General features: G+C 39.2%; 12 protein-coding genes and 1 tRNA gene. 8 read left to right on the top strand and 5 right to left on the bottom strand.

Features of this window, described 5'->3' with window-relative positions:
• Nucleotides 1–175 precede the first annotated feature (175 nt).
• Nucleotides 176–2,374, bottom strand: a complete 2,199-nt coding sequence (locus A6E03_RS10160; RefSeq protein WP_065591032.1) for a TonB-dependent hemoglobin/transferrin/lactoferrin family receptor — start codon at nt 2,372–2,374, stop codon at nt 176–178.
• Between the two features lie 317 nt (nt 2,375–2,691).
• Between A6E03_RS10160 and pheS the strand changes: the two genes are divergently transcribed.
• The 5 genes from pheS (at nt 2,692) to A6E03_RS10135 (ending at nt 9,960) form a co-directional block, all read left to right on the top strand.
• Nucleotides 2,692–3,675, top strand: a complete 984-nt coding sequence (pheS, locus tag A6E03_RS10155) for a phenylalanine--tRNA ligase subunit alpha (protein ID WP_045102137.1) — start codon at nt 2,692–2,694, stop codon at nt 3,673–3,675.
• Between the two features lie 17 nt (nt 3,676–3,692).
• Entirely contained in the window at nt 3,693–6,080 is a 2,388-nt protein-coding gene (pheT, locus tag A6E03_RS10150; RefSeq protein WP_065600801.1) for a phenylalanine--tRNA ligase subunit beta, read from the top strand.
• Between the two features lie 524 nt (nt 6,081–6,604).
• Nucleotides 6,605–6,901 carry an integration host factor subunit alpha gene (locus A6E03_RS10145; protein WP_060990903.1) on the top strand — a complete coding sequence of 99 codons (297 nt, stop codon included), beginning with the start codon at nt 6,605–6,607 and terminating at the stop codon, nt 6,899–6,901.
• Nucleotides 6,902–7,086: 185 nt separating this feature from the next.
• Nucleotides 7,087–8,091 (top strand): succinylglutamate desuccinylase, encoded by a 1,005-nt coding sequence (locus A6E03_RS10140; RefSeq protein WP_065600800.1) that lies wholly within the window; start codon nt 7,087–7,089, stop codon nt 8,089–8,091.
• An 87-nt stretch (nt 8,092–8,178) separates the two neighbouring features.
• Complete coding sequence (locus A6E03_RS10135; protein WP_065600799.1) at nt 8,179–9,960, top strand: M3 family oligoendopeptidase; 1,782 nt, start codon at nt 8,179–8,181, stop codon at nt 9,958–9,960.
• A gap of 170 nt (nt 9,961–10,130) precedes the next feature.
• Here the strand turns inward: A6E03_RS10135 and A6E03_RS10130 are convergent, their stop codons facing one another.
• Nucleotides 10,131–10,613 carry a YajQ family cyclic di-GMP-binding protein gene (locus A6E03_RS10130; protein WP_065591036.1) on the bottom strand — a complete coding sequence of 161 codons (483 nt, stop codon included), beginning with the start codon at nt 10,611–10,613 and terminating at the stop codon, nt 10,131–10,133.
• A gap of 16 nt (nt 10,614–10,629) precedes the next feature.
• Complete coding sequence (locus A6E03_RS10125) at nt 10,630–11,682, bottom strand: 3-deoxy-7-phosphoheptulonate synthase (protein ID WP_065591037.1); 1,053 nt, start codon at nt 11,680–11,682, stop codon at nt 10,630–10,632.
• A 208-nt stretch (nt 11,683–11,890) separates the two neighbouring features.
• Between A6E03_RS10125 and A6E03_RS10120 the strand changes: the two genes are divergently transcribed.
• Nucleotides 11,891–12,775, top strand: coding sequence for a putative PEP-binding protein (locus tag A6E03_RS10120; protein WP_065591038.1), 885 nt, complete (start codon nt 11,891–11,893; stop codon nt 12,773–12,775).
• Nucleotides 12,776–12,870: 95 nt separating this feature from the next.
• On the opposite strand, the gene A6E03_RS10115 is transcribed toward A6E03_RS10120, so the two are convergent.
• Nucleotides 12,871–14,226, bottom strand: a complete 1,356-nt coding sequence (locus A6E03_RS10115) for a hypothetical protein (RefSeq protein ID WP_065600798.1) — start codon at nt 14,224–14,226, stop codon at nt 12,871–12,873.
• Nucleotides 14,227–14,315: 89 nt separating this feature from the next.
• Between A6E03_RS10115 and A6E03_RS10110 the strand changes: the two genes are divergently transcribed.
• Nucleotides 14,316–15,164, top strand: a complete 849-nt coding sequence (locus A6E03_RS10110; protein ID WP_065591040.1) for a S1 RNA-binding domain-containing protein — start codon at nt 14,316–14,318, stop codon at nt 15,162–15,164.
• 167 nt (nt 15,165–15,331) lie between these two features.
• Here the strand turns inward: A6E03_RS10110 and A6E03_RS10105 are convergent, their stop codons facing one another.
• A complete protein-coding gene (locus tag A6E03_RS10105; RefSeq protein WP_065600797.1) occupies nt 15,332–16,885 on the bottom strand; it encodes a diguanylate cyclase in 1,554 nt (517 codons plus the stop codon).
• 198 nt (nt 16,886–17,083) lie between these two features.
• Between A6E03_RS10105 and A6E03_RS10100 the strand changes: the two genes are divergently transcribed.
• Nucleotides 17,084–17,160 (top strand) — tRNA-Val (locus A6E03_RS10100).
• Nucleotides 17,161–17,176 lie beyond the last annotated feature (16 nt).

Below are 17,176 nucleotides of genomic sequence, written 5' to 3'. Positions count from 1 at the left end.
AATGGTCATTTTTATGAGGTAGAGGAAGAAGATGATATTTATTCCCATTATAAATATAAAGAGTTCTTACATCCAATGGGTCAGGATTGATGTGAAATGGTATTGTTGAATCATAATAGTAACTGAAATAAAAAAGCGGCAACGAAGCCGCTTTTATTAGTGTTGAGTTCTAAATTTAGAATTTATAATCTAACTCAATACCCCAGTTACGACCTGCTTGAGCTTGACGGTCAATCCCATCTTCACCGGCTTCAGTACCAATCATGTCGTTATATAACCAGTACTGTTTATCAAGCGCATTGAATAAGCCACCACGAAGCGTCAAATCTTTCATTGGTTTGTAGTAAGCGGTTAAATCAACCAAGGTGTAGCCTGCAACATCAATGTTTTCATGACCAACGTTTGACCATTTATCTTTTGCCGCAACCATATTTATATTTAATAAAGCACCGTAAGTATAGCCGACAGAGTCATAACCTAAACCTAGGTTTGAAGTGAGTGGGGCAACACTGTCTATTGATGCGCCAGTTTTTTTATCTCGGCCTTCAGCATAAGCAATACTTAGCTTAGAGTAGGTTCCTTGAGGTGCATCAAACGCTTCATCTAATAAATAAGTAGAACTAAATTCAACACCATAAATTTCCACAGAATCGATATTTTCTTTTGTGTAATGTTCTTTTCCATCGTTCGGGCCACCAACAACTTTACCTATATATTGTTGATTGATGAAATCAGAATAATCATTATAGAAAGCGATTAATTCAACCTGTGCGGCATTCGATTGTGCTCGAATTCCTGTTTCATAAGAAATGCTGCTTTCGGCTTTAAGATCTGGGTTTGCATCTATGACAGTGCCACTGTCATAGAAGTAGTACATGTCTTGTAGAGTAGGGGCTTTAAAGCCTTGGCTTACTTGAGCAAGTACACTAAAGTTATTGTTTATATGATAAACCGAACCTAATTTAGCGGTGAAAGCGTCATTTTTGCTGTCAGGATATTCTGTTTCAAAACCGTCATTTGTTTCTGGTTTCGCTTCAAATGAGTCATAACGTAAACCAGCAGTTAGCACTAACTGTTCATCAAGTAAGAAAGCTTGGTCCTGTGCAAAAATACCGTATTGAGTCATTGTTGCATCTGGCATATCGGTATGTCCGGGGCCAGATGTGCCTTGGTCGTATTTGTAATCGGTGTTTTCAGTTGCAAACTTGTTTTGTCTAAAGCTCAGGCCATAAGTGATTTGATGGAATCCTTCTCCAAACTCGGCGATTTTATCAAACTGTGCGTCAAATTGGATTGAATCATCGTTAGCAATACGTTCACGCATCCGGCGACCACTGCCGTAAGATCCAGTTGAAGTATCATAGTTTTCAGATAATGATTCAGTTTGTTGTACATTTAATTTTGATTCTAGCGTATCGAATAGCGCATTATTAGCTGTCCATTCATGCTCTAAACCAACGCGTAATCGAGTTGTTGTGTCCTTGTTGTAGTTATCATAATAAGTAATAATAGGCACCCCTCCACTCATCATAGAATAACCATTTTGGGAAAGCTCATCTTCATCATATTGAGAGGTGTAATATTCCACAGTCGTGCCGATGCGATGCGAATCATTTAATTGGTAAAAGGCTTTTGCTAATAAGTTGCCAATTTGTGCATCCGCTGGGTTTGCTGCTCCACGATCTGGGCCTTCAATATCTGCGCCGTTAGAGTGGGTTTGTGATTCACTGCCTTTTTTATACGTCAGCATTACTAAAGTTTCTAGTTCAGCAGCGCGCATTGCCCAAGTACCTGTAGTTTTCGTGCTTGAATCTACGCTGTTATAACCTGTTTTTACTTCAAAAGCGTTTTCGTCTCCCTCGGTTCTTAAAATATCTTCAGGATTTTTAGTCTCCATTAGAACGGTACCACCAAGTGCATCAGAGCCATAAAGCGTAGAAGAGGGGCCTTTGTTTACTTCAATGGCTTTTAAGGTATCGATTTCAATAGCGCTAGGATATTTACGCTGTTCGTTTGAACCGGGGTTATATGGGGTAGGTTGTTGGACACCATCTACAAGTACTTTAATTCGGCTATCACTCATACCACGAATGGTAAATCCAGATAAGCCAAAGCGACCACCGCCATTAGCTGTTACACCAGGTGTATATTTTAAAGCATCTTGAACACTGGTTGCCATTGTCTTATCAATGTCTTCGGCAGTTACTTTTGATATTGAGCTTGATACGTCTTTAATACTTTGCTCTGTTCGGGTTGCAGAAACAACAACCTCATCAAACATTGTCGCATTCCCATTCGAAGAGGTTTCTGCATGAAGAATAGGGGAGATAGCAACTAAAATAGACGCAGCTAAAAGCGTTTTTTTATTAGACATGTTAATTCCTTGAAAGTGTGTAGTCTCATCATTCGGAAAGATAATACATACTGCGAATGATAATTACTATCATTTTCATTTGATCTTTTGTGTTTTTGTTCTATGACGTGAAAAATTGAATAAAATAAAAACGATAGACATATAAAAAGAAGGGAATTGATAGGCGTTCTATAGCCATTTGGCTAAGAAAAGTACTTTTTTCTATTAGATCAGCTATTTTATCCAATTCAGTTTGGATTTAGCGCTGTGATTTATTACTATGTGCTGATATGTATTTTACTCGCAACGGATACCACCTATAAGTGGATGAGGAAACGATGCAACATCTAGACGAGATCATTGCCAATGCAACGGCAGAAATTGAACAAGCAGGCTCTTTAGTCGCTCTGGACGAAGTCCGTGTTCAATATTTAGGTAAAAAAGGGCATTTGACACTTCAGCTTCAAGGACTAGGTAAACTAGACCCTTCAGAGCGTCGTGAAGCAGGTCAACTGATCAATAAAGCAAAGCAAGCGGTTCAAACGTTATTAGTTGAACGTAAAGACTCTCTTCAAACTGCAGAGCTTGAAGCGAAACTTGCTGCTGAAACTATCGATGTAAGCCTTCCTGGCCGTCGTATAGAGAATGGTGGTTTACACCCAGTTACTCGTACCGTTGAGCGTATTGAGCAATTCTTTGGTGAATTAGGTTTCAGCACTGAATCTGGCCCTGAAATTGAAGATGCATTCCATAACTTCGATGCGCTAAATATTGCAGACGATCACCCAGCACGTACTGACCACGATACGTTCTTCTTTAACCCTGATCTAATGCTACGTACGCATACATCAGGTGTTCAGATCCGTACAATGGAAAATGGCAAACCACCATTCCGTTTCATTGCTCCTGGTCGTGTTTACCGTAACGATTACGATCAAACTCACACACCAATGTTCCATCAAGTGGAAGGTATGTTAGTTGATGAGAACGTTAACTTTGCACAACTTAAAGGTATTCTTCACGATTTCCTTTGTAATTTCTTTGAAGAAGAAGTTGAAGTGCGTTTCCGTCCTTCATTCTTCCCATTCACAGAACCTTCTGCTGAAGTTGATGTGAAGCGTAAAGATGGCAAATGGTTAGAAGTATTAGGTTGTGGCATGGTTCACCCTAACGTACTTCGCTCTGTTGGCATCGACCCTGAAAAATACTCAGGCTTTGCGTTTGGTATGGGTGTTGAGCGTCTAACTATGCTTCGTTACGGCGTAAATGACCTTCGTGCGTTCTTCGAGAACGACCTTCGTTTCCTTAAACAATTCAAGTAATTCGGGGCTAGAAATTTATGAAATTCAGTGAATCTTGGCTACGCGAGTGGGTTAAACCTGCTATTAACAGCGAAGAGCTAGCTCACCAAATCACAATGGCTGGTTTGGAAGTTGATGAAGTTGCACCTGTTGCTGGTGAGTTCACCGGCGTTAAAGTAGGTAAAGTGGTTGAGTGTGGTCAACACCCAGACGCAGACAAACTTCGTGTAACTAAAATTGATATCGGCGAAGAAGAGCTTTTAGACATCGTTTGTGGTGCATCTAACTGTCGTCTTGGTCTAACGGTTGCAGTTGCAACGGTTGGTGCTGTACTTCCTGGTGACTTTAAAATTAAGAAAGCAAAACTACGTGGTGTTCCATCACACGGTATGCTTTGTTCTTTCTCTGAGCTAGGTATTGATGTTGAATCTGACGGTATTTTAGAATTACCAGAAGGCTCTACATTAGGTATGGACGTGCGTGAGCTTCTTGAGCTTAACGATGTTGCTATCGATGTTGACCTAACAGCAAACCGTGCTGACTGTTTCAGCATTCGTGGTTTAGCCCGTGAAGTGGGTGTTCTTAACCGTGCAGACGTAACAGAACCAACTATTGAAGCAGTAACAACAAGCATCGAAGATACCGTTTCTATTGACGTTAAAGCAACTGAAGCGTGTCCACGTTACCTTGGTCGTGTTATCAAGAACGTAAACGCAAAAGCGGAAACGCCAATTTGGATGCAAGAGAAACTGCGTCGTTGTGGTATTCGTTCAATCGATGCGATTGTTGATATTACAAACTACGTAATGCTTGAGCAAGGCCAACCAATGCACGCGTTTGATCTGTCTAAGATCGACGGCGGCATTGTGGTTCGTATGGCTGAAAAAGATGAGAAATTAACTCTTCTTGATGGCAACGAAGCGAAACTAAACAGCAATACACTTGTTATTGCTGACCAAAACAAAGCACTAGCAATTGCTGGTATCTTTGGTGGTAAAGAATCAGGCGTTACGTCTGAAACAACTGACATCATGCTTGAGTGTGCGTTCTTCGCACCAGATCACATCCGTGGTCGTGCTCGTGCATACGGTCTACACACTGATTCATCTCTACGTTTTGAACGTGGTGTTGACTCTACACTACAAGCAACAGCGATGGAGCGTGCAACACAGCTTCTTGTTGAACTTTGTGGTGGTGAAGTTGCGCCTATTTCTGCGGCTGAATCTAAAGCAGATCTTCCAAAAGAAAGCACAGTTGCGCTACGTCGCAGCAAACTAGACGGCCTATTAGGTCATCATATCCCATCAACAGATGTGGTTGAGATCTTAACGCGTTTAGGTTGTGTTGTTGAGACAACGGACACAGGTTGGACAGCAACATCTCCATCATGGCGTTTTGATATTGCAATCGAGCAAGACCTAATTGAAGAAGTAGGTCGTATCTACGGTTACAATAACATTCCAAACCAAGCACCTGTTGCTGCACTAAACATGAACGATCACAAAGAAGCAAACCAACCGCTTAAGCGTGTTCGTGATCTTCTTGTTGACCGCGGTTACCACGAAGCAATTACTTACAGCTTCGTAGAGCCTGAGCAACAAAAACTGATCGTGCCTGAGATTGAGCCGTTAATTCTGCCATTCCCAATTTCAGCTGACATGTCAGCAATGCGCCTAAGCCTATGGACTGGTTTGATCAACACTGTTGTTCATAACCAAAAACGTCAGCAACCACGCGTTCGTTTATTCGAATCTGGTCTGCGTTTTATTCCTGAAGAATCAGCAGAAAACGGCATGCGTCAAGAAATGATGCTTGCTGGTATCATCGCTGGTACTCGTGGTGAAGAGCACTGGGATATCGCAACAAACACCGTTGACTTTTTCGACCTTAAAGGCGATTTAGAAGCGGTACTTGAACTAACTGCTAACGAATTAGCGTACGAGTTTAAAGCAGCACAACACCCAGCACTTCACCCGGGCCAAACAGCAGCTATCGTTGTTGGCGGAAAAGAAGTGGGTTTCATCGGTACAGTACACCCAGAGCTAGAGCGCAAGTTTGGCTTGAACGGTCGTACAATCATGTTTGAAATCGAGTGGGATGCAATCAACACTCGCATTATCCCTGAAGCGGCAGCAGTATCTAAGTTCCCTGCAAACCGTCGTGATATCGCAATCGTTGCAGATGAAGCAATTGCTTCTGGTGACATCGTTGCTGAATGTTTAGCATCAGGTGGCGAGCTATTAACTAGCGCGAAACTGTTCGATGTGTACCGCGGTCAAGGTGTTGAAGACGGTAAGAAGAGTCTTGCAATCGCACTGACACTTCAATCTGTTGAGCGTACGTTAGAAGAGGCTGATATCACTTCAGCTGTTGACGCTATCGTTGCCGCAATTGGTGAGAAATTCTCAGCGACATTGCGCGACTAATTAGCAGCTAACACTGCATAAATAAAGTAAACCCAGCATTGAGTGATCAATGCTGGGTTTTTTTATTATTCGTAACAATTGACGCTCATAATCTAATCTCAGTATATAATTCTGAAACGGAAAGAAGTTTTTGTGTTTGGTTTTTGTCGCTCTAAAATTTGCTTAAAACTAACTTGTTCACAATCAAATAGATGCCTTATTTTTAATTCTATTAATAAATATCTGCGTTGCATCACAATATTACATACAGACAAATAAACTAATAAAGTCGGAATAACTAGTGTTAAATACCAAATCAACAACTTAGCTTAGGTAGATATGAGATATCTTAGTGTAAATAGCTTATAAATTTGATCGCCATCTCATAAATAGTGCATGATTTTTAAGAAAAAAGTTGGCGAAAATCAGATGGTTGGCATACACTGTCCTTAGTTGATGCAATGTTAAGTCGTTGTTCTAACAATTCAGTTTCCGGTTACAGTAAATACTGTAACTATCTCTAACGTAACCTGAGGGTAGTTTTTATGGCACTCACTAAAGCTGATTTGGCTGAGACCTTATTTGAAAAAGTTGGATTAAGTAAACGCGACGCCAAGGAAACGGTAGAAGTATTTTTCGAAGAGATTAAGCAAGCTCTAGAGAGTGGCGAGCAAGTAAAGTTATCTGGTTTTGGTAATTTTGACTTACGCGAAAAGAGTGAGCGACCTGGACGTAACCCAAAAACTGGGGAAGATATTCCAATTTCTGCACGCCGAGTTGTTACATTTAAACCGGGTCAGAAACTGAAAGCTCGTGTTGAGAGTCTACCGGTAGAAAAATAATCTTGCCATCTTGAGCTAAGAAAAATGAAAGCTGTATAACATTTATTTGTTATGCAGCTTTTTTGTATTTATCAATATAAGAGAGTATGGCTCAACTCACACAAATGTTGTTATCTTGTTATTTTATTGTATTACTAGTGGTACAGTTTTTTGGTTGAATATATTACCAAGGAAGAGAAGTACCAATGGATCATATTTCATTTATTCAAAATACATTAGATTTATCTACCTCAGTGAAAGAAGTGACTTGGCAACTTGCTAACGGAACTCAAGTCATTTTACACAGTCGTGGCGTAGTGGAGTTTGTTCCTGAATTGGATTTTGAACCTCATCGAGCCATTGTGCTTTCATCCGGTATTCATGGTAACGAAACCTCACCAATAGAGTTGCTTGATCAGATTATTGAAGACATACAAAGTGGGAGGTTATCACTTTCTCAGCCTTGTTTATTTATCTATGGCCATCCCGCGGCAACTCATCAACACACTCGTTTTATTGATACCAACCTAAATCGACTTTTTAGCCACCACCAAGATGAAAATAAAGACATTGTTGAAATCGACTTAGCCAATCGTTTAATGCGAAGCGTAGATAGCTTTTTTACCAAGCATAATGCAAAAGAAAAATGGCATTTAGATCTACATTGCGCTATTCGTTCATCTCAGCACTATACCTTTGCAATACACCCATATAATCAACATTATAAGCGCTCAGAGCCATTATTAGATTTCCTATCACGCAGTAAAATAGAAGCGTGTTTATTTTCTGAAACTCCTGCATCCACGTTTAGTTGGTACAGTGCCGAATATTATGGTGCACATGCGGCAACGGTTGAATTAGGAAAGGTATCAAGAATGGGAGAGAACGATTTAACGCTGCTTTGTGAATTTAATGAAGCATTAAGAAATATGATCAGTCACGCTGATTATTTTGAGCAAGATTCGTTTGATTCGACATTAATAGAATACCAAGTCACGCGAAGCATTATGAAACAAAGCAGCCAATTTACGTTTCATTTCCCTAGTGATCTCGCTAACTTCACGTCATTTACTGAAAACGACGTACTCGCTACCGATGGTGATGTGCAATATACCGCTCAAGCTAGTGGTGAGAGCGTTGTCTTCCCTAATGCCAACGTAGAAAATGGGCATAGAGCGTGTCTATTGGTTCAGAAAATAAAGACAGATTGATTTAAAAATGAACTTAAGTAATTGTTCGCTTTACCAAATAGATTCACTTGTTATGATGATAGAAACAAAATAAAAGGACATAAAATCATGACAGCACCAAGTTGGGATCTCTCTATTGCCTTTCTATCACTTGATGATCCAAAGCTAATCGACACTATTGCTCATATTGAACTTCGTATTTCTGAATTCTCATTTTTTGACGTCAATCTTGAGGCTGCGAATTTACAGCAAGCGATTATCGAGAAAGAATCAATTTCAGTTCAGCTAGCAACCGTAGCGAGCTATGGAAATTGCATTGCTTCGGTTGACGCTTCAAACGCACAAGCCAAAGCCTTAGTGAACCAAATGACTAAGTTATCTTCGGATCTTTCACAAGCCTTCAGCCCGTATTTAGATGCGATTGTGAATGCACCAACGGAGTTGTTTGAATCAGTATTGTCGTTGAGTGATGATCTTGAAGCACAACGCTTCTTATTAGAAGAAGAGAGAAAGTTAGTAGCAACACGGTTAAGTGTAAAAGAAGAGCAATTACTGTCCGCTATGAGTGTCGATGGTAAAAATGCGTGGGGTCGTTTATACGATAACATAACAGGCTCTATGAAAGTGACCCTGCAACTTCCAGATGGCACAAAGGAGACTATAGGTTTATCACAAGCGGCAAGTATACTTTATGGCAGTGATACGCTTCGTAGAGAGTCTGCCTGGCGTGCGATTCAATTCGCTATGAAGCAAAATCAAGAAAGTTTTTCGGCGATCCTAAATGCATTAGCAGGCTGGAGATTAACTGAATATCAAAAACGCAGTTCAGTGAATGATCTTCATTTTCTTGAGCCTAGCTTACACGGCAGCCGTATTGAGCAAGCCACACTAGATAGCATGATGTCGGTAGCGAAGAAGAATCGGGCAGTAGGCCAAAAAGCAGGGCGCTTAATGGCTAAGATGTTTGGGACTGAGCAGTTAACCCCTTGGGACCAACTTGCTTCTATGCCTCCGCTTATTGGCGAAGCCTCTCAGTATAGCTTTGGTGAAGCGATTGATATCATTAAGGACGCATTTGCAGGTGTTTCGCAAGAAATGGCCGATTTTGTTGATTTGATGGTAAAAAATGGTTGGATCGATGCCGCGCCACAAGAAACAAAACGTCTTGGTGCTTACTGTACAAAATTTGCAGATTCTCGAACGCCATTGGTCTTTATGACATGGGGCAATAGCATGTCCGATGTATTAACGCTCGCGCATGAACTAGGTCACGCCTTCCATAATTGGGTGATGCGAGGCATGCCATTGTGTAAAACTAAATACCCAATGACATTGGCAGAAACCGCGTCGATCTTTGCTGAAAATGTCGTACGTGATGCGCTGCTTGCTAAAGCTAAAACCAAAGAAGACAAAATTGAAATGCTATGGGAAGAGTTATCTTCTGCACTAGCACTAACCATTAATATTCCTGTTCGCTATGAGTTTGAAAAAGCCTTTTATGAGCAACGATCAAATAAAGAACTAGGGCCAGAACAACTGTCTGATCTAATGAGTAAGACTTGGACTGAATGGTATGGGGATTCAATGTCAGAGCCGGACTCACTATTCTGGGCAAGTAAATTGCACTTTAGTATTCCGGAAGTGAGTTTTTATAACTACCCATATTTGTTTGGTTATTTATTTAGTATTGGCGTATATGCACAACGAGAAGCGAAAGGTCAACATTTCTATCGTGATTATGTGAGTTTACTGCGTGATACTGGCTCTATGCGAGCAGAAGAAGTGGTTGAAAAACATTTGCAGATGGATTTAACCAAAGAAACGTTTTGGCAACAGAGCTTAGACAGAGTAAGCCAACAAATTGATGAGTTTGAGCGATTGATAGGCTAGTTTCTAAACTTATACCAATGTAACTAATGAGTGATTTAACTAGTAATAATGATCAGATAATTAATCGAATTGATATTAATAACAGATAATAAAAAAGCGCCTTACTGATAAACAGTAGAGGCGCTTTTTTTATATCTATCAAACAGCAGTGTTTTTTAGATAATTACTGATTAGTCACGGAAGTTCGTGAATTGGAAAGGTTGACCAAAGTCACCTTCACGTACAAGCGCCATTGCCGCTTGAAGATCATCACGGTTTTTACCTGTAATACGAAGTTGTTCACCTTGAATTGCAGCTTGAACTTTAATTTTTGATGCTTTGATTTCTTTTACTAATTTCTTAGCGATAAGCGCGTCAACACCTTGTTTAAAGTCGATATCTTGGTAAAAGTTCTTACCAGAATGAACGGTATCTTTGACATCCATAGAACGAGCATCAACACCGCGCTTTGCAAGGTTACCACGTAAAATATCAACTAACTGAGACAGTTGGAAGTCATCTTCCGCTTTAATCTTGATGTTTTCGCCCTTTAATTCAAAGCTAGCATCAACGCCACGAAAATCGAAACGAGTAGCTAATTCACGAGTCGCGTTATCGACCGCATTTTTTAGTTCAACATTATCAACTTCAGAAACGATATCAAAAGCAGGCATAGTTTAAATCCTTAAATTAACGAGATGTTTTAATTGTATTTGATAACATGTCTAACATAGTCACGGTATCTTCCCAACTTAGGCATGGATCAGTAATTGATTTACCGTAAGTTAAGTTGGTTAAATCCGTCATTGGTTGATTGCCTTCTACAATGAAGCTTTCAGCCATAATACCAACGACTTTATTGCTACCAGATTCGATTTGAGCACAAATATCTTTGGCTACATCAAGTTGGCGACGATGCTGTTTTTCACAGTTTGCATGGCTAAAATCGACGATTAGGTGAGGTGGTAAGCCAACATCCTCTAAACGCTGACAAGCATCAGTCACTGAATCAATATCAAAATTTGGCTTATCATTACCACCACGAAGGATGACATGACCAAATGGATTACCCGCAGTGCGATATACCGTCATGCGACCTTGTTTATCTGGCGAGTAGAAGAAATGAGACGCTTTAGCTGCACGAATCGCGTCCATCGCAATTTGAGTGTTGCCATTTGTCCCGTTTTTAAAGCCAACAGGACAAGAAAGAGCTGACGCCATTTCACGATGAATTTGAGATTCTGTTGTACGAGCACCAATAGCGCCCCACGTAATTAAATCTGAAATATATTGACCAGTGATCATATCTAAAAACTCAGTCGCGGTAGCTAAACCTAGTTTGTTGATATCAAGCAGAAGCTTACGAGCTTTATGTAAACCGGCTTCCAGTGCGTAGCTACCATCTAAGTTAGGATCAGTAATTAATCCTTTCCAACCTACAATAGTGCGTGGTTTTTCAAAGTAAGTACGCATAACGATGAAAAGTTCATCTTTATATTTGTCTTGAATATTGGCTAAGCGTTGTGCGTAATCCAGTGCTGCTGCTGTATCATGTACAGAGCATGGACCAACAACGACTAAAAGACGTTTATCTTTGCCAGTTAAAATAGCTTCAACCTGCGCGCGAGATTGCTCAACATGTTCAGCAACATCATCGGTAATAGGGTGAGCAGTCGTTAGCTCAGCAGGTGTTGGCATAGGGCCTAAAGGCTGAGTACGAAGTTCATCTGTTTGAAATGGCATAGTTTCGCCTGTTAATTCTTTAATACACCAGAGTAAGATAACGGAAAATTAGAATGGATGAAACCCAAAACTTAATACAGATAAAGAAGTGGGCGTAAAAGTAGCATTATTGTATCGTTTAGGCTTGAGTTGTTGCTCATGTATAGGTATGTTCAACATAAATAACATTTAATAATAAAACCAAATCAATGGGTTCATTGGAGCGAGCATGACTGACACAATTTTATCAACGCTAACACGTATGGCGAGTTTACCTTCTTACCAATCTAAAACAGATTCAACAGACTCTCTTTATGTATCTATTGCAGGGTTAATTCAAGAGCATTTATTTTATCATCCAAAAGCCGTGATCGAAGCGCCTAAAATGAGTGATATTGATGCTCAAAGCCTTGCTCTTATTATAGAAAGCGCTTCAGATGGTAAAACACACTTTATCGATACGTTGACTGAGGTTATTTTAGCGAGTATCACTGAAGAAACCAAAGAAGTGAAAATTTCATTTTCAGATGCAGACAGCGCCGCATTTGGAAGCTTACTGATAGGCCAATTAGAAGCAAAAGAAGTTAACCCGATGATGGGCGTTCGTGGAGTTACTCGTTTTGCATCTGATGAGAGTGCAGAGCAGTTTGCTTTAGAGTGTGCCGTAATTAAAAAAGTCATGGAAGGGACATCCGCAAGCGTTCAAATCGTTGTTCCTTTTGTTCGAAACCTAAGTGATGCGGCGACGATTATTGATCGCTTAGCAATTTATGGTCTTCCACGTGGCTTAAATGGTTTAAAAGTACATTTCGTATGTGACGTACCAGCTGCAGCATTAATGGCTGATAAACTGCTTCAATATTTTGATGGTATGGTTGTAAATGTAGATACATTAACGCAGTTTACATTAGGTGTGGATAAGCAAAACGAAGCATTAGAACATCATTTTGATCCACAAAACGAAGCGGTACTTCACCTTGTTGGTCAAGCTATTCAAGCGGCGAAAAAAGCAAATAAACCCGTAGTAACAACCATTGACGAATTAGCTCAAAATCCTAAAGTTCAAGAGTTATTAGACCAGTTAAGTGCAACAGAGGTTGTTGTTACTGCATAACATCTAAAGTTTAATAAACATGAGATAATAAAAACGCCTTTAGGTTATGAAAAACCTAAAGGCGTTGTTGTATATCATCAGTAAGTAAATGTTGGTTATTTATCGATTGCTATTTTTTCGATATCTATAATTTTTGAACGGTTAACAATGATTTTCCAACGATGTAGCTGTGTACTGTAATCATCCATAGTTTCACGCACAATTAAGTTTATTAAGTGACGCTTTTCAACGGATTCTTTTGTCACTTGTCCATCGTTTAATTGATAAATCTTTTGAGATCCTTTCTCCATTAAACGAGCAATAGGGCGTAAGTCAATCAGCATGGTTTCACGGGTTTGCTCATAACCACTCATAAACTTCGTGATTGCCATCTTTGTTTGGCTCTTGTATGACAGAATAACCTCTTCTCGTTGCACTACGCGATGCTTGCGAAGTTTCTGAATATCAGAATCCAACTCTGAAAACGTCATGTAATCAAGCCATTCTAACTTTCTTCCAACATAGGTATTTGTGGTAGGGTCAAGATAGCGTTTACGCCATTTTGGTTGACCTTTACGTATCCAACGCCACATAACATCACGTAAATCATCCTTAAACACTTCACGCATGGCATAAATAAACGAAACAGCAAAAATAAACGAAGCGGTGATCTCACCCAAAAATCCGCGAGCTTGAATAACCATTAAAGAAACAAAAATCATAACAACCGCAGTTGCACCACCTTTAACCACTCGTTTAATGTGTTTACCTAGAGCTAAGTTTTTCTCTTTAAGTACGATAGGGAATTCGATCAAACGACGTAATAGGCGCATTTTATTCGACATTCGAGTCATGTCGTCGCGAGCTTTACCAGAGTTATAGCTTTTATCAAGGCGATGGAGTGCTTCTTGTTCGCAAATATCAACAAGGCGTTCTTTAACCAACTTGTATTCTTCGTTTCTTGGCATATGAGCAAGTAACGATAGGAAGCGTTGCTCTGTATACCAAGATAAATAGTTGTCTATGTTGGCATAATAACGTTTTAACGTATCATCATAAGGTACGTTACGTCGTAACTTTCTAAGAATGTCGACAGCAAGATCTATCGCATCATCAACTTCTTGATGAGTAATTTCTTTACGAGAGGTATCATTAAGTTGCTGCACTGCTTTTTCTAATGCAAGGGCATATTGATAAGCGTATAGACTCAAACTTAAACGATATTGTTCGGTAGACAAACGGCCACGTTGAGCAAGACGAGAGTGTACAAGAGGAAGGTGGTTTTTATCACTGAAATACGTACGTTGGCTTTGAATCGAATTGTAATAAAATTCAGATTCAGAAACCATCTCTTTGTTTAAGCCGAGCTCGCCCGGAACAAAAAGATACATCTCTAGTTCATGCTGCTTAGATTCTTCAACAATATGTGAGATTTTTAGTGATAAGCCATCTTTCTTACCAACTGTAATCACAGGAAATTCCTATAAAAATGGTAATTCATACAGCAAGCATATCAGAGTTAAGGTATAATCGCCGAGTATTTTATTTAGGAATTGAAGTAATGATTAAAATTGGTCAAATCAACAAATTAGAAGTAACAAAAACTGTAGATTTTGGTGTCTTTTTAGATGGCGGAGATTATGGTTCTATTCTTCTTCCAAGTCGTTTTGTTCCAGAAGGCACAGCAGTCGGTGAAGCGCTTGATGTGTTTATTTATCTTGATTCAGAAAATGAAGTGGTAGCTTCAACAGAAACACCAAAAGCACAAGTTGGTCAGTTCGGCTTAATGAACGTGATTGGCACAAACAGCATTGGTGCATTCGTTGATTGGGGTATTGCTAAAAAAGACTTATTAGTTCCATTTAGTGAGCAACGTGGCCGCTTAGATGAAGGTCAAAATATCCTTGTTTATGTATACATTGATAAAGCATCTAGCCGTATTGTCGGTACTACTCGTTTTAACAAATGGTTAGATAACACGCCTGCTAATTATGAGAGAGGCCAACAAGTTGACATCTTAATTGCTGAACGCACAGATCTTGGCTACAAAGCCGTTATCAATGGCGAGCATTGGGGTCTGATTTTCCATTCTGATGTATTTGGTAAGCTTTTCATTGGTAAGCAACTTAAAGCGTTCATCGCAGAAATGCGTGAAGACGGTAAAATCTCACTTTCTCTACAACGCCCAGGCGTAGCTCGTATGGATGATTTAAGTGAAAAAGTTATCGCAACCTTAGAGAAAAAAGAAGGCTTCTTACCTCTAACTGATAAATCATCTCCAGATGCGATCTTTACTGAATTTAGAACAAGTAAAGGCACGTTTAAAAAGACAATTGGTGGTTTATATAAAGCGGGTAAAATTACTATTGAAAAAGATGGAATCTACCTAGTAACAGCTAAATCTGAATAAAACAGATAATTTCCCTAAAAAAATAGCCCGTAACGATTCCTGGTTACGGGCTTAGGGAAATGGCTCGAGAGCCTTGCGCTAATAAAATGGAGAACATTACTTTATTGAGCGTAGTACACTGTCATAACTTGTCCAGTTTTCCCTTTCTGAACCTTATATTTTTCTCTCTATAATTCTCTATAGTGAGTGATTTTATTTCGACCTGTATTTTTTGAGTGGAATAAAGCTTTATCAGCTTGTTCAATCACATCATCTAATAATACATTCGGCTTATTTATAGTCGTAATTCCGGCACTCAGTGTTATTTTCTCATTCAACGTATTATATTTATCGATCTGTTGACGTACTTTTTCAGTAAACTGAATGACACGTTTAGGATTACTCTCATTGATAAAGATAATAAACTCTTCGCCATCATACCTTGCCGCTAATATGTTGGGATATTGTGAGATAGCTTTACCTACAATAGTAATGATTTTATCTCCAACGATATGCCCATAAGAATCATTAATTCGTTTAAATAAATCGATATCCAGCAAGATAATAGAATAGGGGGAGAAAGTAGAAGATTGATTTTGATTACGAATAAGAGGAGAAACCATGTTGTGGAAAGTACGGCGGTTAAATAATCCAGTTAAGTAATCACGATTAAGAATATGAGCCAACTTTTTGTGTCGACGGTTAAGCAATCTTAATAAAATGAGAATGATAGCCATCAAGCTAAAGAGAAGCCCGGATAAGCTGTATAATAGGGTGTTTGTTGGACGATTTAATTCATCTCGAGATATGCCAGAGACAATTGCCCAATCTAAATAAGGGTAATAGATATAAAGTACGTCTTTTTGATAAGTGCTGTCATTCAACGTTATTTGGTAGCTATAGTCCTCGACATTAGCAGCGTGTGAGGTTGTCTCTGACATGCCATTAACTAAATTCATTTGTAAGCTATAACGAGTGGCTGATTGTTGGATTTTTTTAAGTAAACCATCAGCACGCTCACCAATTAGGCTTCGTATGTTTTGGCCTTCATAGCTTGGGTGAAGAATTAACTCTCCAGTTAGGTTGATAACATACACATAGCCAGTATCACCGTATTGGTATTTGTTTAGCTTGTCTTTAAGAATAGTTTTGTCTATGAAGTGCAATAACTCATCTTTATAAGCACTGGCAGAGATAATAAAATCGAGCTCCTCTATATAAATAGAGTAGGCAAGTTTTTTACGTGGCTTCTTTTCGCCAGGGTTTATCCATAAATATTCAACAAAATGGTCATTATTATCAATTTGTTCTTGAATATGACGGTATTCACTGACATTTCGTCCTTGGAAAATAGGGTGATAAACTAATTTTCCTTTAGAGTTTAATATATAAGAATAGCCAGTATCTCCAATTCTATTAGAGTTAATATACTCTTGAATAAATGATTCTTTTTGTTCTTCTGTGAACGAAGGAGACTCTTGGATTTGAGTAATGAACTTAGCCGACGTTGTTACTATCCCCCTTAAGTATCGTTTTATTGATTCATTTAAGGCAGTATCAACAATGTCATAGCTGGCTTCAATGGAGTTATTGAACGCTTGAAATGAAGACGAACGTATCGTTTTTTCGACAGATTGAAAACTTTGAATACTGAATGTTAATGAAGTAATCGCGATGCCAACAAGTAACAAAATTAAAATAGGCTGTAATAATTTACAATGGTGAAAACGAGATTGTGGCATGAGATAAATCCTTTTAACGGTATGTGCGATTCTATTTTAAAAGGAGCGTTCAAGCAAGTTGTTCTGATTTTGCTCATTTTGAATATTAAATAGACAAACGGTTGATAATAATAAAAAAAGACTTGCAGAGTAAAAAGGAACTCGATATTATCCATCTCGTTCTCAAGGAGAAGTCAATTACTTCCCGGTTAACGATTTGCCCGCTTAGCTCAGTTGGTTAGAGTACTTGCATGACATGCAAGGTGTCACTGGTTCGAGTCCAGTAGCGGGCACCACATTATACGAAAGAGC

Origin of the sequence: Aliivibrio sp. 1S128, from assembly GCF_001691065.1 — a bacterium.
Lineage (GTDB): Bacteria > Pseudomonadota > Gammaproteobacteria > Enterobacterales > Vibrionaceae > Aliivibrio.
The sequence above is the reverse complement of the archived record's forward strand: the minus strand, read 5'-3'. Positions and strand labels throughout refer to the sequence as shown.

Coding starts and splice junctions, on each gene's coding strand:
- A6E03_RS10145 (WP_060990903.1), top strand. CDS start 6,605: ATGGCACTCACTAAAGCTGATTTGGCTGAGACCTTATTTGAAAAAGTT.
- A6E03_RS10105 (WP_065600797.1), bottom strand. CDS start 16,885: ATGCCACAATCTCGTTTTCACCATTGTAAATTATTACAGCCTATTTTA.
- pheS (WP_045102137.1), top strand. CDS start 2,692: ATGCAACATCTAGACGAGATCATTGCCAATGCAACGGCAGAAATTGAA.
- A6E03_RS10120 (WP_065591038.1), top strand. CDS start 11,891: ATGACTGACACAATTTTATCAACGCTAACACGTATGGCGAGTTTACCT.
- A6E03_RS10135 (WP_065600799.1), top strand. CDS start 8,179: ATGACAGCACCAAGTTGGGATCTCTCTATTGCCTTTCTATCACTTGAT.
- A6E03_RS10140 (WP_065600800.1), top strand. CDS start 7,087: ATGGATCATATTTCATTTATTCAAAATACATTAGATTTATCTACCTCA.
- A6E03_RS10130 (WP_065591036.1), bottom strand. CDS start 10,613: ATGCCTGCTTTTGATATCGTTTCTGAAGTTGATAATGTTGAACTAAAA.
- A6E03_RS10125 (WP_065591037.1), bottom strand. CDS start 11,682: ATGCCATTTCAAACAGATGAACTTCGTACTCAGCCTTTAGGCCCTATG.
- pheT (WP_065600801.1), top strand. CDS start 3,693: ATGAAATTCAGTGAATCTTGGCTACGCGAGTGGGTTAAACCTGCTATT.
- A6E03_RS10110 (WP_065591040.1), top strand. CDS start 14,316: ATGATTAAAATTGGTCAAATCAACAAATTAGAAGTAACAAAAACTGTA.
- A6E03_RS10160 (WP_065591032.1), bottom strand. CDS start 2,374: ATGTCTAATAAAAAAACGCTTTTAGCTGCGTCTATTTTAGTTGCTATC.